At 73.0% G+C, this 25,779-nt stretch carries 25 protein-coding genes; 17 read left to right on the top strand and 8 right to left on the bottom strand.

What is annotated here, in order from left to right:
- Window positions 1–117 precede the first annotated feature (117 nt).
- Together C5N14_RS11125 and C5N14_RS11120 are read right to left on the bottom strand one after the other, a co-directional pair.
- Window positions 118–1,323 carry a cation:proton antiporter gene (locus C5N14_RS11125; RefSeq protein ID WP_117667995.1) on the bottom strand — a complete coding sequence of 402 codons (1,206 nt, stop codon included), beginning with the start codon at window positions 1,321–1,323 and terminating at the stop codon, window positions 118–120.
- Window positions 1,324–1,330: 7 nt separating this feature from the next.
- On the bottom strand, window positions 1,331–1,831 hold the full coding sequence (locus C5N14_RS11120) for a cation:proton antiporter regulatory subunit (RefSeq protein WP_117667994.1): 501 nt from the start codon (window positions 1,829–1,831) through the stop codon (window positions 1,331–1,333).
- A 625-nt stretch (window positions 1,832–2,456) separates the two neighbouring features.
- On the opposite strand from C5N14_RS11120, the gene clpB reads away from it, so the two are divergent.
- From clpB to C5N14_RS11045, 14 genes are all read left to right on the top strand, one after another.
- On the top strand, window positions 2,457–5,048 hold the full coding sequence (gene clpB / locus C5N14_RS11110; protein WP_117667992.1) for an ATP-dependent chaperone ClpB: 2,592 nt from the start codon (window positions 2,457–2,459) through the stop codon (window positions 5,046–5,048).
- A gap of 90 nt (window positions 5,049–5,138) precedes the next feature.
- Window positions 5,139–5,531, top strand: a complete 393-nt coding sequence (locus tag C5N14_RS11105; protein WP_117667991.1) for a hypothetical protein — start codon at window positions 5,139–5,141, stop codon at window positions 5,529–5,531.
- A 76-nt stretch (window positions 5,532–5,607) separates the two neighbouring features.
- Window positions 5,608–6,240: a DUF4178 domain-containing protein gene (locus C5N14_RS11100; RefSeq protein WP_117667990.1), complete on the top strand. Its 633-nt coding sequence runs from the start codon at window positions 5,608–5,610 to the stop codon at window positions 6,238–6,240.
- Between the two features lie 3 nt (window positions 6,241–6,243).
- Window positions 6,244–6,807: a DUF2617 family protein gene (locus C5N14_RS11095; protein ID WP_117667989.1), complete on the top strand. Its 564-nt coding sequence runs from the start codon at window positions 6,244–6,246 to the stop codon at window positions 6,805–6,807.
- Window positions 6,804–7,229 carry a DUF4247 domain-containing protein gene (locus C5N14_RS11090; RefSeq protein ID WP_117667988.1) on the top strand — a complete coding sequence of 142 codons (426 nt, stop codon included), beginning with the start codon at window positions 6,804–6,806 and terminating at the stop codon, window positions 7,227–7,229. Before C5N14_RS11095 ends, C5N14_RS11090 begins: the two co-directional genes overlap by 4 nt.
- Window positions 7,230–7,265: 36 nt before the next feature.
- Window positions 7,266–7,688: a DUF350 domain-containing protein gene (locus C5N14_RS11085; RefSeq protein ID WP_117667987.1), complete on the top strand. Its 423-nt coding sequence runs from the start codon at window positions 7,266–7,268 to the stop codon at window positions 7,686–7,688.
- Window positions 7,685–8,467, top strand: a complete 783-nt coding sequence (locus C5N14_RS11080) for a hypothetical protein (RefSeq protein ID WP_117668024.1) — start codon at window positions 7,685–7,687, stop codon at window positions 8,465–8,467. Before C5N14_RS11085 ends, C5N14_RS11080 begins: the two co-directional genes overlap by 4 nt.
- Window positions 8,464–10,056 (top strand): polyamine aminopropyltransferase, encoded by a 1,593-nt coding sequence (locus C5N14_RS11075; protein WP_243639430.1) that lies wholly within the window; start codon window positions 8,464–8,466, stop codon window positions 10,054–10,056. The genes C5N14_RS11080 and C5N14_RS11075 overlap by 4 nt, the downstream gene beginning before the upstream one ends.
- Before the next feature lie 40 nt (window positions 10,057–10,096).
- On the top strand, window positions 10,097–11,119 hold the full coding sequence (locus C5N14_RS11070; RefSeq protein WP_117667986.1) for a hypothetical protein: 1,023 nt from the start codon (window positions 10,097–10,099) through the stop codon (window positions 11,117–11,119).
- Window positions 11,120–11,177: 58 nt separating this feature from the next.
- A complete protein-coding gene (locus C5N14_RS11065; RefSeq protein ID WP_117667985.1) occupies window positions 11,178–12,119 on the top strand; it encodes a hypothetical protein in 942 nt (313 codons plus the stop codon).
- A gap of 126 nt (window positions 12,120–12,245) precedes the next feature.
- Window positions 12,246–12,872 carry a hypothetical protein gene (locus C5N14_RS11060; protein ID WP_117667984.1) on the top strand — a complete coding sequence of 209 codons (627 nt, stop codon included), beginning with the start codon at window positions 12,246–12,248 and terminating at the stop codon, window positions 12,870–12,872.
- Between the two features lie 8 nt (window positions 12,873–12,880).
- On the top strand, window positions 12,881–13,690 hold the full coding sequence (locus C5N14_RS11055) for an SDR family oxidoreductase (protein WP_117667983.1): 810 nt from the start codon (window positions 12,881–12,883) through the stop codon (window positions 13,688–13,690).
- A gap of 167 nt (window positions 13,691–13,857) precedes the next feature.
- Window positions 13,858–14,397: an orotate phosphoribosyltransferase gene (gene pyrE, locus C5N14_RS11050; RefSeq protein ID WP_117668022.1), complete on the top strand. Its 540-nt coding sequence runs from the start codon at window positions 13,858–13,860 to the stop codon at window positions 14,395–14,397.
- Between the two features lie 57 nt (window positions 14,398–14,454).
- Window positions 14,455–14,832: a helix-turn-helix transcriptional regulator gene (locus C5N14_RS11045; protein WP_007454255.1), complete on the top strand. Its 378-nt coding sequence runs from the start codon at window positions 14,455–14,457 to the stop codon at window positions 14,830–14,832.
- Window positions 14,833–15,030: 198 nt separating this feature from the next.
- Here the strand turns inward: C5N14_RS11045 and C5N14_RS11040 are convergent, their stop codons facing one another.
- The 5 genes from C5N14_RS11040 to C5N14_RS11020 all read right to left on the bottom strand — a co-directional run bounded on the left by C5N14_RS11040 (window position 15,031) and on the right by C5N14_RS11020 (window position 22,067).
- Window positions 15,031–15,903 carry a DedA family protein gene (locus C5N14_RS11040; RefSeq protein WP_243639428.1) on the bottom strand — a complete coding sequence of 291 codons (873 nt, stop codon included), beginning with the start codon at window positions 15,901–15,903 and terminating at the stop codon, window positions 15,031–15,033.
- Window positions 15,904–15,967: 64 nt separating this feature from the next.
- Complete coding sequence (locus tag C5N14_RS11035; RefSeq protein ID WP_117667982.1) at window positions 15,968–18,490, bottom strand: polynucleotide kinase-phosphatase; 2,523 nt, start codon at window positions 18,488–18,490, stop codon at window positions 15,968–15,970.
- Window positions 18,487–19,989 carry a 3' terminal RNA ribose 2'-O-methyltransferase Hen1 gene (locus tag C5N14_RS11030; protein WP_117667981.1) on the bottom strand — a complete coding sequence of 501 codons (1,503 nt, stop codon included), beginning with the start codon at window positions 19,987–19,989 and terminating at the stop codon, window positions 18,487–18,489. Before C5N14_RS11030 ends, C5N14_RS11035 begins: the two co-directional genes overlap by 4 nt.
- A gap of 119 nt (window positions 19,990–20,108) precedes the next feature.
- On the bottom strand, window positions 20,109–21,671 hold the full coding sequence (locus tag C5N14_RS11025) for an LPXTG cell wall anchor domain-containing protein (RefSeq protein ID WP_117667980.1): 1,563 nt from the start codon (window positions 21,669–21,671) through the stop codon (window positions 20,109–20,111).
- A 183-nt stretch (window positions 21,672–21,854) separates the two neighbouring features.
- Window positions 21,855–22,067 (bottom strand): hypothetical protein, encoded by a 213-nt coding sequence (locus tag C5N14_RS11020; protein ID WP_117667979.1) that lies wholly within the window; start codon window positions 22,065–22,067, stop codon window positions 21,855–21,857.
- Between the two features lie 131 nt (window positions 22,068–22,198).
- On the opposite strand from C5N14_RS11020, the gene C5N14_RS11015 reads away from it, so the two are divergent.
- Together C5N14_RS11015 and fbaA are read left to right on the top strand one after the other, a co-directional pair.
- The gene (locus tag C5N14_RS11015; RefSeq protein WP_117667978.1) at window positions 22,199–22,582 is read left to right on the top strand and encodes a phage holin family protein; all 384 of its coding nucleotides are present in this window, start codon (window positions 22,199–22,201) and stop codon (window positions 22,580–22,582) included.
- Between the two features lie 179 nt (window positions 22,583–22,761).
- Window positions 22,762–23,784, top strand: a complete 1,023-nt coding sequence (fbaA, locus tag C5N14_RS11005; protein WP_117667976.1) for a class II fructose-bisphosphate aldolase — start codon at window positions 22,762–22,764, stop codon at window positions 23,782–23,784.
- Between the two features lie 65 nt (window positions 23,785–23,849).
- Here the strand turns inward: fbaA and C5N14_RS11000 are convergent, their stop codons facing one another.
- Window positions 23,850–25,058, bottom strand: coding sequence for an LOG family protein (locus tag C5N14_RS11000; RefSeq protein WP_117667975.1), 1,209 nt, complete (start codon window positions 25,056–25,058; stop codon window positions 23,850–23,852).
- Between the two features lie 271 nt (window positions 25,059–25,329).
- Here C5N14_RS11000 and C5N14_RS10995 point away from each other — a divergent pair, with 271 nt between their 5' ends.
- Window positions 25,330–25,758 carry a DUF3151 domain-containing protein gene (locus C5N14_RS10995; RefSeq protein ID WP_117667974.1) on the top strand — a complete coding sequence of 143 codons (429 nt, stop codon included), beginning with the start codon at window positions 25,330–25,332 and terminating at the stop codon, window positions 25,756–25,758.
- Window positions 25,759–25,779 lie beyond the last annotated feature (21 nt).

The raw sequence follows: 25,779 nt of genomic DNA, 5'->3' as shown, positions 1-25,779 counted from the left end.
ACGGTAGCCCGGGGCTTCCGACCAGCGGAAGGGCTCTGCGGCACGAATTCGCAACCGTTGGACCGGGCCGGGTCGACCGTACGGCCGACCCGGCCCGGTCCCGTGCCGGTGTCGTGATCAGTCGGTGCTGACCAGCGGCTCCGCGCGCTGGCGGACGGCCCGCTGCCGCAGCCACACCTTGAACCAGGCGAAGTCCGGCAGCCGGGCCAGCATCGGCCCGGTCACCACGGTGATCAGCACATACGCCGTGGCCAGCGCGGCCAGCTTCGGTTCGACGCTGCCGGCGGCGACGGCGAGCCCGGCGATGACGATGGAGAACTCACCGCGGGGCACCAGGGCCAGCCCCGCCCGCCACCGGCCGGGCTCGGCGATCCCGACCCGCCGGGCGGCCAGGTACCCGGTGAGCGTCTTGGTGCCCATCGTCACCACGGCCAGCGCGAGCGCCGGCAGCAGCACCGGCGGGATGTCCCGCGGATCGGTGACCAGCCCGAAGAACACGAAGAAGACCGCGGCGAAGAGGTCCCGCAGCGGGGAGAGCATCTCGGTGGCGTGGTGGGCCACCGGCCCGGACAGCGCGATGCCGACGAGGAACGCGCCGACCGCCGCCGACACCTGGAGCTTCGCGGCGACGCCGGCGACCAGCAGGGTCAGGCCGAGCACGCCGAGCAGCAGCGCCTCCGGATCCTTCGCCGACAGGGCTGCGGAGATCAGGTGGCCGTACCGGATCGCCACCACCAGCACCAGCACCACGGTGCCGACCGCGACGCCCAGCGCGATGCCGCCGCCGAGCAGGCCGCTGCCGGCCAGCACGGCGGTGAGCAGCGGCAGGTACAGCGCCATCGCCAGGTCCTCGATGACCAGCACCGAGAGGATCACCGGCGTCTCCCGGTTACCGAGCCGGCCCAGGTCGGCCAGCACCTTGGCGATCACTCCGGACGAGGAGACCCAGGTGATGCCGCCGAGCACGACGGCGGCCACCCAGTCCCAGCCGAGCAGGAAGGCGAAGGCCGCGCCGGGCAGCGCGTTGAGCACGCCGTCGATCAGCCCGGCCGGGGCCGCCGAGCGCAGGTTGCCGACCAGTTCGCCGGCCGAGTACTCCAGACCGAGCATCACCAGCAGCAGGATCACGCCGATCTCCGCGCCGACCGCGAAGAACTCCTCGCTGGCGTTCAGCGGCAGCACACCACCGTGCCCGAAGACGAGGCCGGCGAGCAGGTAGAGGGGGATGGGTGAGAGGCCGATCCGTCGGCCGAGCCGCCCCAGCAGCCCGAGTAGGAAGAGCAGTGCACCGACCTCGATGAGCAGCGTTGTGGTCTCGTGCATCCGCGCCTCAGCCGTCCGGGTCGTTGTCGGCGAGGATGGCTGTCACGCCGTCGAGCCCCTTGCGGGTCCCGACCACGACGACCACGTCGCCGGCCTCGAAGCGGAAGGTCGGGTCCGGCGAGACGATCACCTCGCCGTGGCGCAGCACCGCCACGATCGAGGCGCTCGTCCGGGTGCGGGCCTTGGTGTCGCCGAGCCGCTTGTTGACGTACTTCGAGCCGGCCGGGATGGCGATCTGCTCGGTGAGCAGCCCGGCGGCCTGCTCGCGGAGCCCGGAGAGCTGACCGAGCATCAGCGACGCGCCGAGGATGTCCGCCAGCGCCTCCGCCTCGTCGTCGGTAAGGGGTATGTCGGCCTGGCATGAATCGGGATCATCCGGGTCGTACAGGACGAGGTCACGGCGGCCATTGCGGTGGGAGACCACGCCGAGCCGGCGGCCGGATTCCGTCACCAGATCGTGACGCATTCCGATCCCGGGTAGGGCAGTCTGTTCGACACGTACTCGCACGTGCGCAAGGCTACCGGCTGGGAAGGTCGTCGATGACTGGTCAGGGGCTGCGCAGGGGGGCGCGCTCCTGCTCGTACCGCTCCTGCTCGTGCCGCTGCTGGCGGTACCTCGCTCGCGGCCCGCGCGGTCGGTAGCCGCTCCTGCCGCCCTCGGCGCGCCGCCCCGTCGGCGTTACCGCGGCCCTCCAGGTCGGCTCCCGCGGTGCCTTTGGAGCTGAGTCGTTCACGACATCACTGGCCGACTCGGCGGCGAGGGTCAGCTCGTCCACCGTGGGTGGGACGGGTGGCCTCGCCCCTTGCTGTCGGTTGGCCCGGCCAGTGCCGGCCACCCCTCCGGGCGGGGCGGGGGCTGCCCCGCCCGGAGGGGTGGCCGGGCCGGACGCCGGCCGGGCCGATGGGTCGGACGCCGGCCGGGGCCGATGGGTCGGACGGAACCGGCGCGATGACGTGAACGACTCAGCTCCAAAGGCGCCGCGACGCATGCCGCCGCCGCCGGGGGCCGGCGGAAGCGACCGGGGAAGCGGCGAGCCGGTGAAAGTGACTCGGGTCACACGGTCAAGGTTGAGCGGAATAGGCTCAACTCTGGTTGTGTCCTTCCTAGTGGACACGCCGATCCGGGGGAGCCCATGAACACGGAACGCCTTACCACCAAGAGCCGCGAAACCATCACCGGTGCCGTCGCGCTGGCGAACCAGCGCGGCCACGCCACCGTGGAGCCCTGGCACCTGCTGCTGTCGTTGCTGGACACCGAGGGTTCGACCGCCGCCGGCCTGCTGCGCGCCGCCGGGGCCGACCCCGCCGAGTTGCGCCGGGCCGCCCAGCGCGCGGTCGACACCCTGCCAGCCGCCCGGGGCTCCAGCCTCGCCGAGCCCACCCTGGCCCGCGAGTTCGTCAACGCCATCGGCGCCGCCGAGCAGATCGCCCGGCCGCTGGGTGACGAGTACACCTCGACCGAGCACCTCCTCGCCGGGCTGGCCCGGGTCGGTGGCGCGGTCGCCGGCGCGTTGAGGAACGCCGGCGCGACCGAGGAGAACCTGGTCGCGGCCTTCCCGACCGTTCGGGGCGGCGACCGGCGGGTCACCGCCGCCGACCCGGAGCAGACCTACCAGGCCCTGACCAAGTACGGCGTCGACCTGACCGCCAGCGCGCGGGACGGCAAGATCGACCCGGTGATCGGCCGGGACTCCGAGATCCGTCGGGTGATCCAGGTGCTGTCCCGACGTACCAAGAACAACCCGGTGCTGATCGGCGAGCCCGGCGTCGGCAAGACGGCGATCGTCGAGGGGCTGGCCCAGCGGATCGTGGCCGGCGATGTGCCCGAGTCGCTGCGCGGCAAGAAGCTGGTCTCGCTCGACCTCGGCGCGATGGTGGCCGGCGCGCAGTACCGGGGGCAGTTCGAGGAGCGGCTGAAGTCCGTGCTGGAGGAGATCAAGAACTCCAACGGGCAGGTCATCACCTTCCTCGACGAGCTGCACACCGTCGTCGGCGCCGGCAAGGGCGAGGGCTCGATGGACGCCGGCAACATGCTCAAGCCGATGCTGGCGCGCGGTGAGCTGCGGATGGTCGGCGCGACCACCCTCGACGAGTACCGCGAGCACATCGAGAAGGACCCGGCCCTGGAGCGCCGCTTCCAGCCGGTGCTGGTCGGCGAGCCGACCATCGAGGACACCATCGGCATCCTGCGCGGCCTCAAGGAGCGCTACGAGGTGCACCACGGCGTACGGATCACCGACGCAGCCCTGGTCGCCGCCGCGTCCCTGTCCGACCGCTACATCACCGACCGGTTCCTGCCCGACAAGGCCATCGACCTGGTCGACGAGTCCGCGTCCCGGCTGCGTATGGAGATCGACTCCCGGCCGGTCGAGGTGGACGAGATCGAGCGGGCGGTCCGCCGGCTGGAGATCGAGGAGATGGCGCTGGCCAAGGAGCCGGACGCCGCCTCCGCCGAGCGGCTGGAGCGGCTGCGCAAGGAGTTGGCCGACAAGCGCGAGCAGCTCACCGCGCTGTCCGAGCGCTGGCAGCTCGAGAAGGACCACATCACCAGGCTCTCCACGGCCAAGGAGGAGCTGGAGCGGCTCGGCGGCGAGGCCGAGCGGGCCGAGCGTGACGGCGAGCTGGAGCGGGCCGCCGAGCTGCGGTACGGCCGGATCCCCGCGCTCAAGGCCGACCTGGCGAAGGCCGAGGAGGAGCTGGCCCGGCTTCAGGCCGAGGGCGCGATGCTCAAGGAGGAGGTCGGCGCGGACGACATCGCCGCCGTGGTCGCCTCCTGGACCGGCATTCCCGCCGGCCGGCTGCTGGAGGGCGAGACCACCAAGCTGCTCCGGATGGAGCAGTCGCTGGGCTCGCGGGTGGTCGGCCAGGCCGAGGCCGTCGCCGCGGTCTCCGACGCGGTCCGCCGGGCCCGGGCCGGCGTCGCCGACCCGGATCGCCCGACCGGGAGCTTCCTCTTCCTCGGGCCGACCGGCGTCGGCAAGACCGAGCTGGCCAAGGCGCTCGCGGAGTTCCTGTTCGACGACGAGCGGGCCATGGTCCGCATCGACATGGGTGAGTACGGCGAGAAGCACTCCGTCGCCCGCCTCGTCGGCGCCCCGCCCGGGTACGTCGGCTACGAGGAGGGTGGCCAGCTCACCGAGGCGGTGCGCCGCCGGCCGTACTCGGTGATCCTGCTGGACGAGGTGGAGAAGGCCCACCCGGACGTGTTCGACGTGCTGCTCCAGGTGCTCGACGACGGCCGGCTCACCGACGGCCAGGGCCGTACGGTGGACTTCCGCAACGCGATCCTGATCCTCACCTCGAACCTCGGCTCGTCGGTGATCAGCGACCTGACGCTGGCCGAGGAGCAGCGCCGGGAGGGCGTCCTCGCGATGGTCCGGTCGCACTTCAAGCCGGAGTTCCTCAACCGGCTCGACGACATCGTGGTCTTCGCCGCGCTGCACGGGGACGACCTGCGGGCCATCGTGGACATCCAGCTTGAGCGGATGCGCCGGCGACTGGCCGACCGCCGGCTCGGCCTGGAGATCACCGAGGCGGCCCGCGGCTGGCTCGCCGAGCACGGGTACGACCCGATCTACGGTGCCCGCCCGCTGCGCCGGCTGGTGCAGTCCGCCATCGGCGACCAACTCGCCAGGGCACTGCTCTCCGGCACGGTGCGGGACGGCGACACGGTGAAGGTCGACCTGGCCGACGGCCGGGACGGCCTGTCGGTCACCGCCGCCTGACGGCTGCCGACCGAATGTCGGAAGGGGCCCCCGGTGCACCGTTCACGGGAAACCGGGGGCCCTCCCTGCCGATCGGGGTATGAGGTGGGGATGTTCGGACGCGGGAACAAGCAACTCGACGCGGCGGTGCGGGAGCTGGCCGAGGCCGACACCCTCGCGTTCGGCGGGGTGGGCTTCGCCGGCACGGTGCTGCCGGCGACCGAGGCGTACCGGGAGGTAGAGCGGCAGCTCGACGCGCACCCGAAGCAGGCCCGGCGGAAGGTCGACTGGCTGCTGGAACACGGCTCGCCGGCCGGCCGGGCGTACGCGGCGACGCTGCTCGGCCGGAACGATCCGGCGGCGGCCCGGACGGCGTGGGAGTCGCTGCGCGGCGCGGAGGGGGAGATCACCACCTTCGCCGGGTGCGTCATGGGCCGGACCACGCTCGGCGAGTACGCCGCCGGCCAACTCGCCGCCGGGGGACGCCCCGTAGCTGACCCTTGACTCAGTGGAGATCAGGTTTCCCCACGTGCGTGGGGTTGTTACCGTCTCCGCCGACGCAACTGGGGAGGCGATCGGATTGAACGGATCGGTGGCGTATCTGGTGACGGCGGCGGGCTGCCTCATCGCGGTGGCCGGGATCGTCGTCGCAGTGGTGGCGTTGCGGCGGACCCGCACCCGCCCGTCCCGGCACCCCGGCCCGACCGACCCGTTCCGCGACCGGGACGCCGACGCGCTGCGGGGTGACCCGCGCAGGCTGCGCCCCGGCGACATCGTCGAGATCCGCCGGGTGCCGTACACGCTGCGCGGCTCGGTGGAGCTGAGGGAGGGCAGCTGGACCTGGTGGGAGCACTTCCTCGACGACGCCAGTGGCGGACAGCTCTGGCTCTCCGTCGAGGAGGACCCGGACCTGGAGCTGGTGCTCTGGAGGACCGACCCGGACGCGGCCCTGACCCCGGGCGCCCCGACCGTCGACTTCGACGGGCGCCGGTTCACCAAGGAGGAGTCCGGCCACGCGCGGTTCACCGGCACCGGCACCACCGGCCTCGACCCGACCGGCGCCATGCGGTACTTCGACTACCGGTCCCCGGACGGGGCTCGGCTGTCGTTCGAGGCGTTCGGGGACGCCGCCTGGGAGGTGTCCCGGGGCGACGTGTTGCACCGCTCCGACGTGATGATCTACCCGCAGGCCGACCCGGGGAAGGTGGGCTGACCCGTGCTGGTCACGCTCGACACCCCGTACGTCGACACCAGCGCGGCCGACCTCAGCCTCGCCCTCGGCGACGCCGAGCGGCCCGCGCTGCACGTGCTCGACCTCGACCTACCCAGCGGCGTCCGGCTGCGGCTGCGGCTGCTCGGCGCCTCCCACCAGATGGTGCTCCGCGCGGTGGGCACCGAGCTGATCGAGACCGTGGCCTGCCTGCCTGGCCGCCCGCCCGAGCTGCCCGCCACGAGGCTGGACGAGGCGAACGGCTACCGGTTCACCGCCACCGTCCTGCGGCCGGCGGGGGCGGAGCTGAGCGACCGGGTGGCCGCGCTCCGCGCCGAGCTGGCCGACGACCCGTACGCGCTGGTCGGGGTCTTCCCCGGCGACGCGGACGCGGTGACCGCCCTCGCGGTCCGGCCGGATCCCCCGGCCGGGACGGTGGCCTGGCGCACCTGGCACGCGTACCCCCAGACCAACGAGCTGGTCCTGACCGAGACGGTGGTGGCACTTGTGAACGCGAGGAGTGAGCCGGTCCTGCGAGCCCCGCAGTCGCGAACGGTGGTGGCCCTGTGACGTACCGACGCTGGTTCGTGGTGGGAGCGGCGGTCGCCGTGGTCGGCGCCCTGCTCGCCGCCTTCGCGATTCTCTACGGCAACTTCTCCCCGCGCGGCTACGTGGAGGACCGGTACACCCGGGCGACCAGCCGCGACATCGGCCGCGCGGCCGTGGCGTACACCTCGTCCAAGTCGCCCAGCCAGGTCGCCGACGAGGTGACCAGCGCCTGGAAGCCGGCCGACCAGTACGTCGACGGCAGCGGTGTCTACCTGCGCTACGACGACGACTCGCTGGTGATCCTGCCGATCGCCGCCGGTTCGGTGATCCTGCTCGAACGCATGACCACCGCCTACCCCCGCTACCACTCGACCGTCGGGTCGCACTGGGGCTGGGGACGCGGCAGCACCGTCCGGGGCGGCGGCCCCGGCGCCGGCAAGTAGCCCGACGACCGACCCCCCTCACCCTGGAGCCCCCCTGTGCAGAATCTCGTCATCGATCTGCTGGTCACCCTCGCCTACGGCGTGGTCGGCGTCGTCCTGATGGGCGTCGGCTACGGGTTGGTCGACGTGGCCACCCCCGGCAAGCTCCACGAGCTGATCTGGACCGAGCGCAACCGCAACGCCGCCCTGCTGCTCTCCTCCAACCTGCTCGGGGTCGGCACCATCGTGGTCGCCGCGATCGTGGCCAGCGAGGACGACTTCGTCATCGGCCTGGTCGGCGCGGCGGCGTACGGGATCGTCGGGCTGGTCATCATGGCCGCCGCGTTCCTGCTGCTCGACGCGGTGACCCCGGGCCGGCTCGGCGAGCTGCTCGTCGACCCGGAGCCGCACCCCGCCGTGTGGGTGTCGGCCGTGGTGCACCTCGCCACCGGCGCGATCATCGCCGCCGCGATCAGCTGATGGCCGCGGATCACCCGGGCCGCGGCCGGCCGGGCAAGCCGACGGTGAAGGGGTCCTCCTCGGCCGCCGCCGGCTGGATCGTCGGCCTGGTCACCGTCGTCGTGGTCGGCGGCTGCATCGGCATCGGCGTCCTGAACGGCGACTCCGGTGACACCACCGTCCCCGCGCCCGCAGCCGACGAGCGTGCGGACACCGTGCCGATCCTCGCCCAGGCCGCCACCAGCCAGGGCATCTGCTACGGCTGGCGGCTGGAGAGCTACTACGGCTCCGTGGTCAGCGTCGGCTCGAACCTCGGCGACGGGGTGGCCGTGGTCGACAACCCGGCCTGTCCGCGCTGGGTCGAGGTGGCCGCCGAGGTCAGGTACACCTCGGAGAGCAGCGAGAGCAGTGACTCGGCGACTGTCGACGTGACGGGCTCGACCGACATCGACCGGGCCGACCTGTACGCCGTGGAGAACGGACTGCAACGGTTCGGGCTGGACGACGACGCCTTCGTCGACGACCCCGGCTGGGCGGTCTGCCGGGCCGCCGTGGCGCTGCCGCTGCTGGTCGCCGAGGCCGGCCTGGCCGAGCCCGCCGCCGCCCCCACCGCCGCGCCGGGCGCGCCGGTGGCCCCGCTGCCCGACGCCGGCAGCGACTTCTGGCGGGACCGCTGGGGCTGGCTGCTGGCCGCCGCGGGGTTGCTGCTGGTCACCGCGCTGCTGTTCACCGTCGGGTTCGTGCAGCGCAGTCGGCAGCGCACCCGGACGCCCGCCGGGCGTACCCGGGGGAAGGCGTGACCACCGAGGCGCCGGCGGTGGCCGACGGCGGTCCCGCCGCCCGGCCGCGCTGGCGGCTGTCCCGCGCGGCGGTGCTGGTCGCGGTCTTCGTCTGCGCCGCCTGCGGCCTGGTCTACGAGCTGGCTCTGGTCGCGCTGGGCAGCTACCTGATCGGCGACACCGTCGGGCAGGCGTCGATCGTGCTCGGCGTGATGGTCTTCGCGATGGGCGTCGGCGCGCTCGCCGCGAAGCCGTTGCAGTCCCGGGCCGCCGCCGCGTTCGCCGTGGTGGAGCTGGCCCTGGCCCTGCTCGGCGGCCTGTCGGTGCTCGGCCTCTACGCCGCCTTCGCCTGGCTCGACCTGTACGGCCCGGCGCTGGTCGGCACCGCGTTCGTGCTCGGACTGCTGATCGGCGCGGAGATCCCGTTGCTGATGGTCATGCTGCAACGCATCCGGGAGCAGTCCGCCGGCAGCGCGGTGGCCGACCTGTTCGCCGCCGACTACGTCGGCGCGCTGCTCGGCGGGCTCGCCTTCCCGTTCCTGTTGATGCCCGTCTTCGGCCAGCTCAAGGGCGCCCTGGTGGTCGGCGCGGTGAACGCGGTGGCCGGCGTCGCGCTGGTCTGCACGGTGTTCCGCGCCGAGCTGAGCCGCCGGGCGCGGATCGCGGTCGGCGCCGGCTCCGTCGTGGTCGCCCTCTGCCTCTCCTACGCCTGGATCACCGCCCACGACTTCGAGGTGACCGCCCGGCAGCAGCTCTACCGGGACCCGGTGGTGCACGCCGAGCGCAGCCGGTACCAGGAGATCGTGCTTACCCGCTCGGTACGGGAGGCCGGCCACGCCGACACGGACCTGCGGCTGTTCCTCAACGGTGACCTCCAGTTCAGCTCGATCGACGAGTATCGCTACCACGAGGCGCTGGTGCACCCCGCGCTGAACGGCCCGCGTGGCGAGGTGCTGGTGCTCGGCGCCGGGGACGGGCTCGCGGTCCGGGAGATCCTGCGCTACCCCGACGTGCGCCGGGTGACCGTGGTCGACCTCGACCCGGCGGTGGTGGCGCTGGCCCGCAGCGAGCCGCAGCTACGCCGGCTCAACGGCGACGCGTTCGCCGACCCCCGGGTGCGGGTGGTCAACGTCGACGCGTTCGGCTGGCTGCGCGCCGCCACCGAGCGGTTCGACGTGGTGGTCGCCGACCTGCCCGACCCGGACGAGACGGCCACCGCCAAGCTCTACACCGTCGAGTTCTACGAGCTGGTCCGGTCGGTGCTCACCGAGGGCGGGCGGCTGGTCGTGCAGTCCGGTTCGCCGTACTTCGCGCCCCGGTCGTACTGGTCGATCGAGGCGTCGGTGCAGGAGGCCGGCTTCGCCACCGTCCCGTACCACGTCGACGTGCCGAGCTTCGGCGACTGGGGGTTCGTGCTCGCCGCGCCGGGGGGCACCCCGCCGGGGCTGGCGCTGCCGGCCGACGCGCCGGGGCTGCGCTTCCTCACCGCCGGGACGCTGGCGTCGGCCGGGAACTTCCCCGCCGACCGGGGGCGCGTCGACGTCCCCGCCTCGACCCTGTTGCGGCCCAGGGTGCTGGAGTACGCCCGCGCCGAGTGGCGTGGCTACTAACGTCGGGGCAATGGTGCGCGGACCTTCGCGGCGCCGCTGGATGCCGCCCCGGGCGGAGGCTGCGGCGGCGTACCTCCAGGCGTTCGTCCTCTCCGGGGTGGCCACCGTGCTGCTCACCCGGGCGTACCTGCGGGCCACCGGCTACCCGCAGCTCGGCGGCGGCAGCCTGCACATCGCCCACGTGCTCTGGGGCGGCCTGCTGATGACCGCCGGCCTCGGCGTGGCACTGGTCTTCCTCGGCGGTGTGGCCCGGATGGCCGGGGCGATCCTCGGCGGCGTCGGGTTCGGCCTGTTCATCGACGAGGTGGGCAAGTTCGTGACCACCGGGACGGACTACTTCTACGCCCCGGCCGCCGGCATCATCTACGGCGTCTTCGCCCTGCTCGTGGTCATCACCCAGGCGGTGCGCGGCCGGACCCGGCTGCTCCCCGCCGAGCGCACGGCGAACGCCCTGGACGCCGTGCTCGGCGGGCTGATCGACGGGCTCACCGACCGGCGGCGGGCCGAGGTGCTCCGGCTCGCCCGGGGCTCCGGGGCGCTGACCGAGGCCGCCGTGGCCGGGCTGCTCGACGCGGTGCCCCGCCGGGAGCCGCCGCCACCCCGGTTCTGGCAGCCCTGGCTGGCCCGGCTCCGCCGGATCGTCGTCGGGCTGACCGTCCAGCGCTGGGTGGTCAGCCTGGTGGTCATCTACCTGGTGGTGGAGCCGGCGGTGACCGTGCTCGGGGTGCTGGTGGACGGGGTGACCGGCGCGCTGGACGAGCAGCGGGAGTGGGGGGCGCTGCTCGGCTCCTCAGCGTCCGCCCTGATCACCGCCGTGCTCAGCGTCACGGCGGCGTTCCGGCTGCGCCGGGACCGGGTCGACGCGTTCCGGCTGTTCAAGCTGGCCCTCCTGGTCGACCTGCTGTTCGGGCAGATCTTCAACTTCACGGTCAACCAGTTCGGCGCGGTCACCGCGGTCGGCGCCGACCTGTTCCTGCTCGCCGTGGTGACCGCCGAGCACCGGCGGCTGCGCCGGGAAGTCGACCGGCCCGCGTCCGCCTCCGGCGCGCCCCACTCCGTCTGACGTGCCGGCCTGGCCTGTACTGGATACGGTGTGGGCCCGACTCCAGGGAAGGAGCACCGTGGTCGACCCCCACAGTCCACCGCCGGCCCGGACACGTCCGGCCGTCGTCACCATCTCCAGCTACCTGCTGATCCTCGTCGCCGCGATCCAGGTGATCCAGCTGATCCTGACGCTGGTCACCATCGGCACCACCCGAGACGTGCTGCACGACGCGTACTCGGGCACCGACGCCAACGGCGCCGACGCGTTGGCGGACTTCACCGTCGCGGTCGGCGTCGGTGGGGCCATCCTGGTCCTGCTCATCGGGATCGGGCTGGTGGTGCTGGCCATGCTCAACAACCGGGGCCGCAACGGCGCCCGGATCACCACCTGGGTGGTCGGCGGCATCCTGGTCTGCTGCACCGGCGGCAACCTGATCAGCGGGCTCGCCGGCGGCTTCGCCGGCAGCGGCCAGACCTCCGGCAACGCCCCGAGTCCGGAGGAGATCCAGCGCCGCCTGGAGCAGGAACTGCCCTCGTGGCTCACCCCGGTCAGCACCCTGCTCGCCGTCGTCGCCCTGCTGGCCCTGCTGGCGGCGCTGATCCTGCTGGCCCTGCCTGCGGCGAACGCGTTCTTCCGCAAGCCGCAGCAGGGCTGGGAGCCCCCGGTCCCGGGCGCCGCCTACCCGGCCTACCCGCAGAATCCGGGCTACCCGCAGGCCCAGGCGTATCCGCAGACCCCCGGCTACCCGGCGGCACCCGGCTACCCGCACGGTCCGGGCCAGCCCGGCCAGCCGAGCTACCCGCACGCGACCCCTGGTCCGTCCTCCCCGGACCAGCCGAGTCCGTACCCGGACCAGCCGACCCCGGGGCCGTCCTCGTCCGACCGGCCGGACCCGTCCGGGCCGGGCCAGTGGGGCGACTCGGGGCCGTCCACGAGCGGTGGTGACTCCGGGCCGTCCACGGGCGGCGGCGGGGACTCCGGATCGTCCTCCGGCGGCGGCTCGTCGTCGTCGGACTGAGCACCGGCCACCACCCCGCCCGCCGGCCGGCGCAGCCCGGGCGGCGGGCGGGGCGCGCCGGATAACGGCGACACAGACGATCCCTCCGAGTAGGTTCCACACGGACGCCTACCGGAGGGATCTGTCGTGTCGTACCCCGATCAGGCGCCGTCCCGTCGCCCGGCGGTGGTGGGGCTGGCGGCGGCGGTGCTGGTGCTGATGGCCGTCGGCGCGCTGGCCTACGCGGTCGCCGGCCTGGTCGCCCTCGGTGGCACCGTCGACCGGTTCCGGGCGGCGGCGGCCGGCACCACCGCCGGTTCCGGGGAGGCCGACGGCCTGGTCACCCTGCTGCGGCTGGCGGTGGTGCTCTCGGCGGTGCTGACCGTTCTGGTCGGCGTGGTGCTCGTCGGGCTGGCGTCCGGCCTGTTCGCCGGCCGGCCCGGGGCCCGGATGGCGACCTGGGTGGTCTGCGGGCTGGGCCTGGCCGTCGGCTGCTGCGGGCTCGCGGTGCTGGTCGGCCAGCGGGCCGTCCCGCTGCGGCTGTCCGGGAGCGACCAGGCCACCACCGCCGAGCTGCTCGGCCTGCTCGACAACGCCTATCCGTCCTGGTGGATTCCGGTCAACGCGGCCCTTTCCGTCGGCCAGGTGCTCGGCTACCTTGTGGTAACCGCGTTGCTGGCCCTGCCGGCCGCCAACGCGTGGTTCCGTCGAGGCCGCCCCGCGCCAATCCCGACCGGCCCCCCGCCGGCCGGGCCCCCGTACCCGATCCGCTGAGGACACCCGTGACGGCAGAGCAGGTTCCCGCCGAGCGCCGCGCGCTGGTCACCGGCGCGACCGCCGGCATCGGCGCGGAGTTCGCGCGCCGGCTGGCCGCCGACGGCTGGGCCCTCGTGCTGGTGGCGCGCGACGCCGCCCGGCTGGCGGCGGTCGCCGCCGAGCTGACCGGCCGGTACGGCCACCCGGTCGAGGTGATCGCGGCCGACCTGTCCACCGACGACGGTTGCGCCGACGTGGAACGCCGGCTGGCCGAGGGCAGCCCGGTCGAGCTGTTGGTCAACAACGCCGGGATCAGCCTCAACCAACCCTTCCTGCGTTCCTCGGTCGCCGACGAGTCCCGCCTGCTGCGGCTGAACGTGCACGCCGTGCTGCGGCTGACCCTCGCCGCGGTCGGCCCGATGACCCGCCGGGGCCACGGGGCAGTGATAAATGTCTCTTCGGTCGCGGGCTTCGGGCCGGTGATGCCCGGCTCGACGTACCCGGCCAGCAAGGCGTGGGTCACCGCGTTCAGCGAGTCCGTCGACCTGGCCGCCGCCGCCTCCGGGGTGCGCGTGATGGCCCTGTGTCCTGGTTACACCCGCACCGGCGCGCACGAGCGGCTCGGCATCGACCTGTCCGGCACTCCCGGGTTCATGTGGCTCCAGGCTGACCAGGTGGTCGACGAAGCCCTTCGTGACCTGCGGAAAGGCCGCTCGGTAAGCGTTCCGTCGCGGCGCTACAAGCTGGCCGTCGCCGGGGTCCGGCACGCGCCCCGCAGCCTGCTGCGGTGGTTCGTCCGGGACACCCGCGGTCGCGACGACCGCCGCGCCGGCTGACCTGCGGCGCAGCGCCGGCCGGAGGCCCCGACGGGACGCGTCCGGCCCGGCTCGGCGGCGGCAGTCGCACAGAGTAGCCGAACATCGCCAACCATCGGTCGCCCGCAGGACTGACCGGGGTGGACCCCACACACGGCTCCCAGAGTTGCGCAGTACCCTCTATCGCCATGGGGGACCACGACGACCTGCGTAAATTCATCACCGACCTGGCCGTGGTCCACGGGCGGGTGGTGCTCTCCTCCGGCCAGGAGGCGGACTGGTACGTCGATCTGCGGCGTGTCACGCTCCATCACCAGGCCGCACCGTTGGTCGGTCGGGTGCTGCTCGACCTGACCTCCGACTGGGAGTACGACGCCGTCGGCGGCCTGACCCTGGGTGCCGACCCCGTCGCCCTCGCAATGCTGCACGCCGCGTCGACGACCGACCGGTCGCTCGATGCTTTCGTCGTCCGTAAAGCGGGTAAGGCTCATGGTCTACAACGCCGCATCGAGGGACCGGACGTGGCCGGACGGCGGGTGTTGGCGGTCGAGGACACGTCGACCACAGGTGGCAGCGTGCTGACCGCAGTGGAGGCACTGCGCGAGGCCGGGGCCGAAGTGGTGGGTGTGGCGGTTATTGTTGATCGCGGCGCCGGCGACGCGGTGCGAGCCGCCGGACTGCCGTATCGGGCGGCCTATACGTTGGCTGACCTCGGCCTTGTGGCCTAAAAGTTTGCCGATTCGGATCTGCTGATATGCAGGCGGATCGATGCTGCTGGTGGAAGGATGGAATACGTGGGAACTGCGTTGGCTGAAATGACCATGCCTCAGATCTCGCCGCTTGCCGGCGAGCCGATCGAACGTGCCGACGCCGAGCGGCTCGCGGGGGTCCTCAAGGCCCTCGCGGACCCCGCCCGGCTGCGGCTGCTCAGCCTGATCCAGTCGGCGCCCGAGGGCGAGGCGTGCGTGTGCGACCTGACCGCACCGCTCGGCCTCTCCCAGCCGACGGTCAGTCACCACCTGCGTATCCTCACCGAGGCCGGCTTGCTGGAGCGGGAGAAGCGCGGTGTCTGGGCGTACTACCGGCTGGTGCCGTCCGCGATCGCCACGATCGCGGATCTGCTGACCCCGCCGCGCAAGCGGGCCACCAAGAAGGCCCGCTGACGAGGTTGCTGTTCCGGCCGTCCCACCTCGGGTCGGCATCGGGTGGCGTGCCAGGGGTGGCGCCACCACCGGACGGTGACGCCTGCCCGCGTCACCAGCAGCTACTTCGCTGATCCGTCCGCCGTCGATTCGACACGACTGACCGATGGCCGGTCCCCGCAGCGGGGACCGGCCATCGGCGCGTGTCGGCTCGCGCCGTCAGCGGCCCTCGCCCTGCTCCGGCCACCGCCCGCCACCGTGCGGCGGCTGCTGCCCGTACGGCTCACCGTGCTGCTGCGGCCGGTCGGGGTGCTGGTGGTGCTGCTCGACGGTGTCCCGGACGGCCTCCACCGCGCCGGCGGCGCTGGCCGCCGCCACCACGGTCATCACCTCGCCGCGCTTGCGGGCGCGCCGGTCGCGGAGGAACTCGAAGAAGATCGGCAGCACCGAGATCACGATGATCAGCGCGACCACCGGCAGGATGTACCGGTCGATCTTGTCGCCGATCGCGTTGTAGATCTGTTCGGCGAGCAGGTAGCCGATCAGCAGGATGCCGTCCACCCAGAGGATCGCGCCGACGACGTTCCAGAGCAGGAACTGCCTGGCCGGCATGCCGAGCGCCCCGGCCACCGGGTTGAGGAACGTGCGGACGATCGGGATGAACCGGGCCAGTACCACCGCCTTGGCCGGGCCGAACTTCTGGAAGTAGTACTCCGCCTTCTCCACGTACTCCCGCTTGAAGAGGCGGGAGTTGGGGCGCTCGAACATCCGCCGGCCGTACCGCGCGCCGAGCCAGTGCCCGAGCTGGGCGCCGACGATCGCGCAGATCGGCCCGCCGATCAGCAGCCCGACCAGGGACAGCCGGGTGCCGTCGCCGAAGATCGCGTCCGCCACGGGCGACGCGGCGACGCCGGCCAGGAACAGCAGCGAGTCGCCCGGGAAGAAGAAGCCGACGAGCAGGCCCGTCTCGGCGAACAGGATCACCCAGACGCCGAGCAGCCCGAAGGTCTGGAGCAGGTCCTTCGGGTCGAGCGGGTTCAGGGCGACGGTCTCGACGACCGCTCGTGCCTTCTCTGCTGTGTCCACGGCCACACAGGCTACCGAACCCCGGTCCCACCCCCGGCCCGCACCGCCCCGGTCCACCCGGGCCGGTGCGTCACAGGCGGGGGTCGACCGGCTCGGACTCGCAGGCCAGGACGGCGAAGACCAGCTCGTGGCGGCGCCACAGCGGGGCGCCCGCCGCCAGCGCGTCCAGGGCGGCCAGCCCGAGGGCGTGCTCCCGCAGGGCCAGCCCCCGCTTGCGGCCCAGTGACCGCCGGCGTAGCGCGGTGAGCTGCTCGGGCCCGGTGTACCCGGGGCCGTAGATGATCCGCAGATACTCCCGGCCCCGGCACTTGATCCCCGGCTGGAGCAGCGACCCCCGCGACGACCGGGCGGCCGGCCCGGCGTACGGCTTGACCACCATGCCCTCCCCGCCGCCGGCGGTCAGCGCCAGCCACCAGTCGGTGGCGTCGGCCTCGGCCGAGGCGTCGGCCAGGTCGACGACCCGCCGCCGGGTGGGGGTGAAGAACCCCGGGTCGGCGGCGCACAGCCGGTCGGCCAGGTCGAGGTGCCAGCCGTGGTCCCGGTCGGCGTGGCTGGCACCGGCGGAGGCGAGCACCACGAACGGGGCGAGGGTCACCCCGCGCAGCCCGTCGGTCGGCGCCACGTACGCCCGGTAGGACGCCGAGTACGCCTCGACCTCCGCGGAGCGGGCGGCCATCCGTTCCCGCAGCTCCCCGACCGGCAGGCCCCGGCCGGCCGCCTCGTCCAGGGTGGCCAGCACCGCCGGCAGGGCGGCCCGGCCGGCCGCGCCCACGCTCGCGTACTGCTCGCGGATCAACCCGCCCGCCTTCGCCGACCAGGGCAGCAGCTCGCAGTCCAGCAACAGCCAGTCGGTGTCCAACTCCGCCCACAGTCCCGCCGCGGTCACCGCCGCCCGGACCCGGTCCAGCAGCTCGTCGTCCAGCGGCGGGCCGAAGAACGGCCGGCCGGTGCGGGTGTGCACCACGCCGCCGCCCGGCCCGAACGGGCCGCCGTCGGGGTCGCGGCAGACCAGCACCACGGCCCGCGAGCCCATGTGCTTCTCCTCGCAGACCACCCGCTCGACGCCGGCCGCCCGGTAGTCGGCGAACGCCTGCGCCGGGTGCTCCAGGAACCCGTCGACGGTCGACGTCGAGCACGGCGCCATCGTCGGCGGCAGCCAGGTCAGCCAGCGCGGGTCGACCGCGAACCGGCTCATCACCTCCAGCGCGGCGGCGGCGTTCTCCGCCGGCACGGTCAGCGTCCCGTACGGGTGCTCGACGTGCCGGCGACCGGCGACGTCGCGCAGGTCCAGCACCGCGTCCGGGCGGGCCGGGGCCGGCGTGACCAGCGGCCGGACCGGGGCGTACCACTCCTTCACGGCACCGACGGAGACCAGTTCCCGCTCCGGGTACCGCAGCGCGGTCAGCTTCCCGCCGAAGACGCAGCCGGTGTCGACGCAGACGGTGTTGTTCACCCACTCCGGCTCCAGGGCGGGCGTGTGCCCGTACACGACCATGGCCGAGCCCCGGTAGTCGCGCGCCCACGGGTAGCGCACCGGCATGCCGTACTCGTCGGTCTCGCCGGTGGTCTCCCCGTACAGCGCGAACGACCGGACCCGGCCCGACGCCCGACCCTGGTACTCCTCCTTGAGCCCGGCGTGCGCCACCACCAGCCGTCCGCCGTCGAGCACGAAGTGGCTGACCAGGCCGTCGACGAACGCCGCGACCTCCGCGACGAACTCCGCCGGTTCCGCCTCCAGTTGGGCCATCGTCTCGGCCAGGCCGTGGGTGAGCCGCACGTCCCGGCCGCGCAGCTTGCGCAGCAGCTTCTGCTCGTGGTTGCCGGGCACGCAGATCGCGTGCCCGGCCGCCACCATGCCCATCACCAGGCGGAGCACCCCGGGGGAGTCCGGGCCGCGGTCCACCAGGTCACCCACGAAGACCGCGGTACGACCAGCCGGGGGCACCGCGTCCACCGGGCGGCCCGCGTCGTCGCGGCGCAGGCCGTAGCCCAGCCGGAGCAGCAGCGCCTCCAACTCCTCGCGGCAGCCGTGGATGTCGCCGACGATGTCGAACGGCCCGGTCAGCTCCCGCCGGTCGTTGAACAGCTTCTCGTACCGGATCTCCGCCGCGTCGATCTCCTCGACGCCGCGCAGCACGTGCACCTTGCGGAACCCCTCCCGGGCGAGCTGCCCGTACGACCGGCGCAGGTCCCGCTGCATCCGGGCCAGCACCGGCCGGCCGAAGGTGCGGTCGGCGCGGGCCTCCGTGCGCTCCCAGGCCAGCGCCTCCGGCACGTCCAGCACGATCGCCACCGGCAGCACGTCGTGCTCCCGGGCCACCCGGACCAGCCCGGCGCGGGCGTGTGGCTGGAGGTTGGTGGCGTCCACGACGGTGAGCCGGCCGCGCCGCAGCCGGATCCCGGCGACGTGGTGCAGCGCGTCGAACGCGTCCGCCGACGCCGACTGGTCGTTCTCGTCGTCGGCGACCAGCGCCCGGAACGTGTCGGAGGAGAGCACCTGACTCGGGGCGAAGTGCCGTCGGGCGAAGGTGGACTTGCCGGAACCGGAGACGCCGACCAGCGCCACCAGGGCCAGTTCGGGGATGTCGATCATCGGCCCGCCTCCTTCGGTGCGGTCGTCTGCGTCGTGGCATTCGTCTGCGTCGTGGCATTCGGCCGCGTCGTGGCATTCGTCGGCGTCGTGGTGAACACGGCGAGCTGGGTGGGGGCGCCGACCTCGGGGTCGTCGTCGCCGATCCCGCCGATCGTCGCGGCGTACCCGTGCGTGGCGGTGACCCGGTCGACCCAGCCGGCGAACTCCGCCCGGGTCCACTCGAAGCGGTGGTCCGGGTGCCGGAACCGGCCCGCCTCCAGCCCCTCGTAACGGACGTTGTGCTCGGCGTTCGGCGTGGTCACCACGACGGTGGCGGGCCGGGCGTGGCCGAACACCGCGTCCTCCAGCGCCGGCAGGCGCGACGGGTCGACGTGCTCGACGACCTCCATGAGCACCGCCGCGTCGTACCCGCGCAGCCGGTCGTCCCGGTAGGTCAGGGCGGACTGCCACAGCCGGATCCGGTCCCGCTGCCGCTCCGGCAGCCGGTCCAGCCCCAGCCGGCGGGCGGCCAGCGCCAGCGCCCGGGCGGACACGTCGGTGCCGACGATCTCGGTGTACCGGCGGTCGCCGGCCAGCGCGGCGAGCAGCGCGCCGCCGCCGCAGCCGAGGTCCAGCACCCGGCTCGCCCCGCTGGCCGCGAGGGCGGCGAGCACCGCCTCCCGGCGGCGCGCCGCCAGCGACGGCCGGTGCGGAGCCTCCCCGCCGTCGGCCTCGGCCACGCTGTCGGCCGGCGGCTCCTCGGCCAGCCGCTGCTCGGCGAGGCGGGCCATGGCCTCCCCGGCCAGGGCCCGGCGGTGGGCCAGGTAACGGCGGGTGATGGTGGACCGCTCCGGGTGACCGGCCAGCCAGCCGGCGCCCGCCCGGAGCAGCTTGTCGATCTCGTCCGGCGCCACCCAGTAGTGCTTCGCGTCGTCGAGCACCGGCAGCAGCACGTACAGGTGGTTCAGCGCGTCGGCGAGCCGCAGCGTGCCGGTCAGCGTCAGGTCGACGTACCGGCTGTCGCCCCAGTCCGGGTGCGTCTCGTCGAGCGGGATCGGGTCGGCCGCCACCGCCCAGCCCAGCGGGGCGAACACCCGGGCGGCCAGGTCGGCACCGCCCCGGCAGCGCAACACGGGCACCCGGACCTCCAGCGGGATCGCGGCGGCGGCCAGCTCCGGCCGGTCCCGCGACTCGCCGCGCAGGGCGGACCGGAACACCCTGGCCAGCGCCGAGGCGAGCAAGCTCGACGCGGCGTACGGCCGGTCGTTGACGTACTGGCCGAGGGTGAAGCTGTCTGGGGCGCTCGGCTGGCTCCGGCCGCGACCCCGGCCGCCGGCCAGCCGCAGCGGGTCCACGTCGACCAGCAGGGCGACGGTGCAGCGCCGCTCGTCCGCCTCGGGGTAGACCACGTGCGCGACGCCGACGGGCAGCTCGAAGGAGTGCACCCGGTCCGGGTGCTTGACCAGCAGGTACCCGAGGTCGGTCGCCGGCCGGTGGGTGGTGGTCAGGGTGAGCAGCACGCGCCCATGGTGTCAGGGACTTCGATCTTGCGCCGACCCGTTTTCGTCTGCCACGGTCGGGAAACGACGGTGCCCCGCCGACCCGGGTGGGTCGGCGGGGCACCGGTGATACCGGTGGGTCAGGCGACGAAGCGGGTCCGGCGGCGCTTGGCCACCAGGTAGCCGCCGACACCGGCCACGAGCAGCAGGCCGCCGATGCCAGCGAGCAGGCCGGTCGAGGTGCCGGTGATCGGCAGCGACCCGCCGCCGCCCTGGCCGCCGTCACCGGAGTTCAACAGGATCTTGGCGGTGTCGTTGCCCGGGTTCAGGTCCTTGGCGCGGCGCTCGTCCGGGCCACCGTGCCACAGCTCGATCTTGCCGACCGAGGTGCCTGCCTTCTCGATACGCACCGAGAACCGGAACTCCGCCTTCTTACCCTTGTTGACCACCTGCGGCACGAAGCAGGCGTACGCGGTGCCCCCGGGCTTGCCGGAGTCCTCACCGAACTCACCCTCGGCGTCCGCGCAGTACTCGGGGGCCTCGACGACTCTGGCACCCCTGGGCAGCGTCACCAGCGCCATCGTGGCCATGCCCTGCTCGCCGCCCGCGTTGATCGCCGCCGGCCCGTTGTTGGTGAAGCCCACCGTGAGCGGAACGGTTTTATCGACCTTGCCGTGCAGCGTGGCGCCGTTCGCGGCCACGTCCGCCTTCTGGTTGCCCTTGACCGTGAGCTGGAGCATCGTCTCGTTGTTGTACGGGTCCACGTCGGTCTGCGCGGCGCGGGACAGCACCTGTGGGGTGCTGACCGATTCCAGCCCGAGGAGTCCGTCGGTGCCCTTCTCTCCCAGCTCGCCGGCGGTCGGCACCTCGGCCCGGACCGCCTTCCAGTCGGCGGGCGTGAACCAGATTGCGAAGCCGTAGTCCCTGTTCGGCGCCCACGCGTCGCCGGGGACGGCGAAGCCGAACGAGTCGTCCAGCTTCAGGCCGGCACCCGGCTCCAGGCTGCTGTCGAGGGTGCAGGCGAAGGCGTTCACGTCGAAGTCGTCCTTGACGTACTCGCAGTTCGAGTACCGCTTGGAGGGCGTGAGGCTGTATGAGCCGAAGAAGAACAGCACCATGCCCTTGGCGGTCTTGTCGCCCTGGTTGCCGACCGTCAGTGGCGACTTCACAGTGGCGCCGGGCTTGCCGTCCAGGTAGACGAACGGCTCCGACACCAGGTCGACCCCTTCGCCGACCGAGACGGTGGAACGGAAGCTGGTCGATCCGGAGCCTGGGGTCGTGACGGTGAACGCGAGCTCACCCTCCTGCCCCGCCTTGGCCTTCTTCCTGGGCAGTACCACAAGGGAGAGCAGGTCGAGATCCGGTTCCTGGTCGTCCTTGACGGTGCAGGTCAGGACGGCGCCTGTCTCTGTGCAGGAGCCGTAGCCGACTGGCTTCTGGACCTCGGCGAAGCCGTCGACGCCGCTCCGGTCCACCTTGACGGTGTACTCGGTGAGTGGCTGGCTGATCAGAGAATAGAGCGAGACCAACTTCTCCGGGCCGCCTGGAGCGACGATGACGTCGTTCGCGTAGAGGTCGAAGCCTTTAGCCGCCTGCGCGTCGGCGGGGGTCGGGGCGGCGACGGCGGGGGTGGCGGAGGCGACGACGAACACGCCTGCGACGCCGAGCCCGGCCAGCCAGCGCCGAGTCGAGTGCTTGAACATTGGGGGGTTCCTCCCGTGGGGGAATCAGGTGGAGTCCGTGGATCTTAAGGTTTACTTAAGTTCCCAGGTCACCCCGAACCTCCACGCGATTCCCGAACGAGCCGAACGGCCGATCACTGCTGCCGCAACGTGCAGCCGGCCCTGCCCTACCGGTGCGACTTGATCCCGGAGTGTGGAACGGGCTCAGCGGTAGTCGTCCTCGTCGGGGGCGACCACCCGGGCCTGCTCCATGGCGTCCCAGTCGTCGACCTCCAGGCCCCGGCTCGGCTCCTGCTCACCGTCGGCCGGGTCGGTCGAGGCGGCCTGCTCCACGGCGTCGGCCGGGGACGCCTCCGGGTCCCGCTCCTCCGGAGCGAGGTGGTCGCTCGGAGTGAAGTCCTCGTCGGGCTGACCCATCGTCCCTCCCTGATTCCGGTGGAAAGCTACCCACACCGTACGGGCTGGCCCGGGTGTGCGCTCGGAGCCGGAAGAAGCCGAGTCGGCGGAATCGCCCCTCCGGGCCCGGCCGGCGGTGCCAGGATGGGGTGGTGGGTTTCCTGATCCGGCTGGCGATCACGGCGATCGCGTTGTGGATCACCACCCTGGTCGTGCCCGGCGTCGAGGTGGGCGGCCGATACGGCGGCCACACGGCGCTCACGCTGGTGGTGGTGGCGCTGATCTTCGGCGTGGTCAACGCCGTGCTGAAGCCGGTGATCAAGGTGATGGGCTGCGTCTTCTACCTGCTGACCCTGGGGCTGTTCGCGCTGGTGGTCAACGCGCTGCTGTTCCTGCTGACCGACTGGATCGCCCGGCAGTTGGACCTGCCGTTCCGGGTGGACGGCTTCTGGGCCGCCTTCTGGGGGGCCATCGTGATGGCCGTGGTGAGCTGGCTGATCAGCGTCGCCGTGCCGGACCGGTGGGGGGCCCGGTGAGTCGGCGTGCGGGCGGCCCGACGCTCCGGTCACCGGCCCACGCCTCGGGCGGGCCAAGGGTCGGTTGTGCCCGTGGCCGCCTCCTACGGGATACTTCCGACGGAGGACAGCGCGGTCCGGCGCACCCACGGTAGACAGCGGCCAGTACGGCCGACAGCGGTAAGTAAGGAGCGTTCGACATGCCCATCGCTTCCCCCGAGGCCTACGCGGAGATGCTGGACCGCGCCAAGGCGGGCCGGTACGCGTACCCCGCGATCAACGTGACCTCCTCCCAGACGCTGAACGCGGCACTGAAGGGCTTCGCCGACGCGGAGAGCGACGGCATCATCCAGGTCTCCACCGGTGGTGCGGAGTACCTGTCCGGTCCGTCCGTGAAGGACATGGTCACCGGCGCCGTGGCGTTCGCCGCGTACGCCCACGAGGTGGCCAAGAAGTACCCGGTCAACATCGCCCTGCACACCGACCACTGCCCGAAGGACAAGCTGGACAAGTTCGTCCGGCCCCTGATGCAGATCTCCAAGGAGCGGGTCGCCGCCGGCCAGGAGCCGCTGTTCCAGTCGCACATGTGGGACGGCTCGGCCGTGCCGGTGGCGGAGAACCTGGAGATCGCCGCAGAGCTGCTCGACCAGGCCGCCCAGGCCAAGATCGTCCTGGAGATCGAGGTCGGCGTCGTCGGCGGCGAGGAGGACGGCGTCGAGAACGCCATCAACGACAAGCTCTACACCACCGTCGAGGACGGCCTGGCCATGGTCGAGGCCCTCGGACTGGGCGAGAAGGGCCGCTACATGGCGGCGCTGACCTTCGGCAACGTGCACGGCGTCTACAAGCCGGGCAACGTCAAGCTCCGCCCGGAGATCCTCAACCAGATCCAGGAGGCGGTCGGCGCCAAGTACGGCAAGGACAAGCCGCTCAGCCTGGTCTTCCACGGCGGCTCCGGCTCGCTGCTGTCCGAGATCCGCGAGGCGCTGGACTACGGCGTGGTGAAGATGAACATCGACACCGACACCCAGTACGCCTTCACCCGGCCGGTCGCCGAGCACATGTTCCGCAACTTCGACGGCGTGCTCAAGGTCGACGGCGAGGTCGGCAACAAGAAGCAGTACGACCCGCGGACCTGGGGCAAGCTCGCCGAGGCCGGGCTCTCCGCCCGCGTCGTCGAGGCCTGCGAGCACCTGCGCTCCACCGGCACCAAGATGAAGTAACACCCACCCGTACGACACGACGGCCGGCACCCCGGGAGGGGGCCGGCCGTCGTCGTCGCAGGGGGTCAGCCGCCGGTCAACACCCGGACCGCCTCCCGCACGTCGTCGGTGAGGTGCACGGTGCCGGAGAGGTCGCCGAACGGCGACGTGGCCAGCAGCGGGTGCAGCAGCGCCTCGACCGGCAGCTCCGTCGTCCAGTAGGCCCGGTCCAGGAAGACGTACGCGCCGCTGGCCCCGTCCGTGCCGTAGAACGTCTTCGTCGCCGCCTGGAACACCTCCTGCACCGTGCCGGCCCGGCCGGGCGCGAAGACGATCCCGCCCCTGGCCAGCCGCAGGATGGTGTCCTCCCGGATCGCGTTCGAGAAGTACTTGGCGATCCGCCCGGCGAACAGGTTCGCCGGCTCGTGCCCGTACAGCCAGGTGGGGATGGCGAGCCCGCCGGCACGCGCCCAGTCCAGGTCGGCGCCGCGCTGCCGGGGCACGGCCGGCGGCGCCCCGTACCGGACCCGGACCTCCAGCGCGGCGGCGGTGTAGCGCTCGTGGTCGGTGAAGTCCGGCGCGGTCGCCAGCAGGTCGATCGCCGCCGTCAGCTCCTCGGCCGGCCGGCTCGACAGGTACGCGCCCAGGTTGGCCGCCTCCATCACGCCGGGCCCGCCGCCGGTCACCACCAGCCGGTCGGCCCGGGCCAGCTCCCAGCCCAGCACCGCCGCCATCCGGTACGGCGCGCTGCCCCGCCGCACGGCGTGCCCGCCCATCACGCCGACCACCGACTGCGGGCCATACGCGGCCAGCCAGGTCCGGGTGGCGTCGGCCAGCGCGTTGTCCACACCGTGGTCGTGCAGCCGCTGGCCGAGCGCCTCCTTGACGTCCGGCAGCGCGCCACCGTGCGCCCGGAAGTGCGCGTACACGCGGGTGTCGTACATGTTCGCGAAGCCGCCCTCGACGAAGCCGGCGGCCAGCTCGTCCGGGGTGTAGAGGTGCGACGGTTGGGTCGGGTACGGCAGCCCGGAGAAGGGCGGCACCACGTTCGCGCCGCGCCGCACCAGGTCGGCGCCCACCTCGCGGGAGGCGAAGCGGCAGCCGACGAAGAGGGTGCCGGTCACCTCCGTCCCGGTGAGGTCGGGGACCGGGTCGAGGTCCAGGCGCAGGCCCTGGACGGTCAGCCCGGCCAGGGTGCCGGTGGTCAACCGCTGTTCGAAGGCGCTGCGGGTCTCGATCTCGGTGGCGCTGGTGTCGTGCGGGGAGATGACGTCCGCGGGAGGTGGGGTCGGCACCAGCCCATCCTGCCCGCCCGGGGCAACCCGCCAGACCCGCCCGCCGGCCCGCCGGACGACAGGAGCCCGGTGGCGAGGCCACCGGGCTCCTGCGTAACCGGGTCCTGGGGAGGCTCCGGACCAATAGTTGTAGTGGAGAACCGCTCCCGGCGGCATGGGCCGCAGGTCTCCCGGCATGGAGCCGCAGGCGTGACCAATGCCTCAACCGTTCAGCCAGCCGGGTCTGCCGACCCGCTCGCGCGGCGTAGAGCGAAGCGGGTTGAATGGGACGATGCAGAACCTGTTGCCTGAGCCGCCGGCCACCCTCCTGCCGGTCCACGACGAGGCCGACGCGACGCTCGCCGCCGCCACCGAGGCCGGCACCGACGAGGCGTACGCCGAGGTCGCGGCCCGCTTCCCGACCTACAGCGCCGGCTGGGCCGCGCTCGCGGGCCGCGCCCTGGCCGCCGGCCAGGTCGTCCTGGCGTACGCGTACGCCCGGACCGGGTACCACCGGGGCCTGGACCAGCTGCGCCGCAGCGGCTGGAAGGGGCACGGCCCGGTGCCCTGGTCGCACGCGCCGAACCAGGGTTTCCTGCGCTGCCTGTACGTGCTCTCCCGGGCCGCCGGCGAGATCGGCGAGGCCGACGAGGCGGCCCGCTGCGCCCAGTTCCTGCGCGACTGCGACCCCGCCGCCGGCGACGCCCTGGCCGGCGCCTGATCCCTGCGAGCCGGTGCGACG

Origin of the sequence: Micromonospora sp. MW-13 (assembly GCF_003434305.1) — a bacterium.
Taxonomy (GTDB): domain Bacteria; phylum Actinomycetota; class Actinomycetes; order Mycobacteriales; family Micromonosporaceae; genus Micromonospora.
The sequence above is the reverse complement of the archived record's forward strand: the minus strand, read 5'-3'. Positions and strand labels throughout refer to the sequence as shown.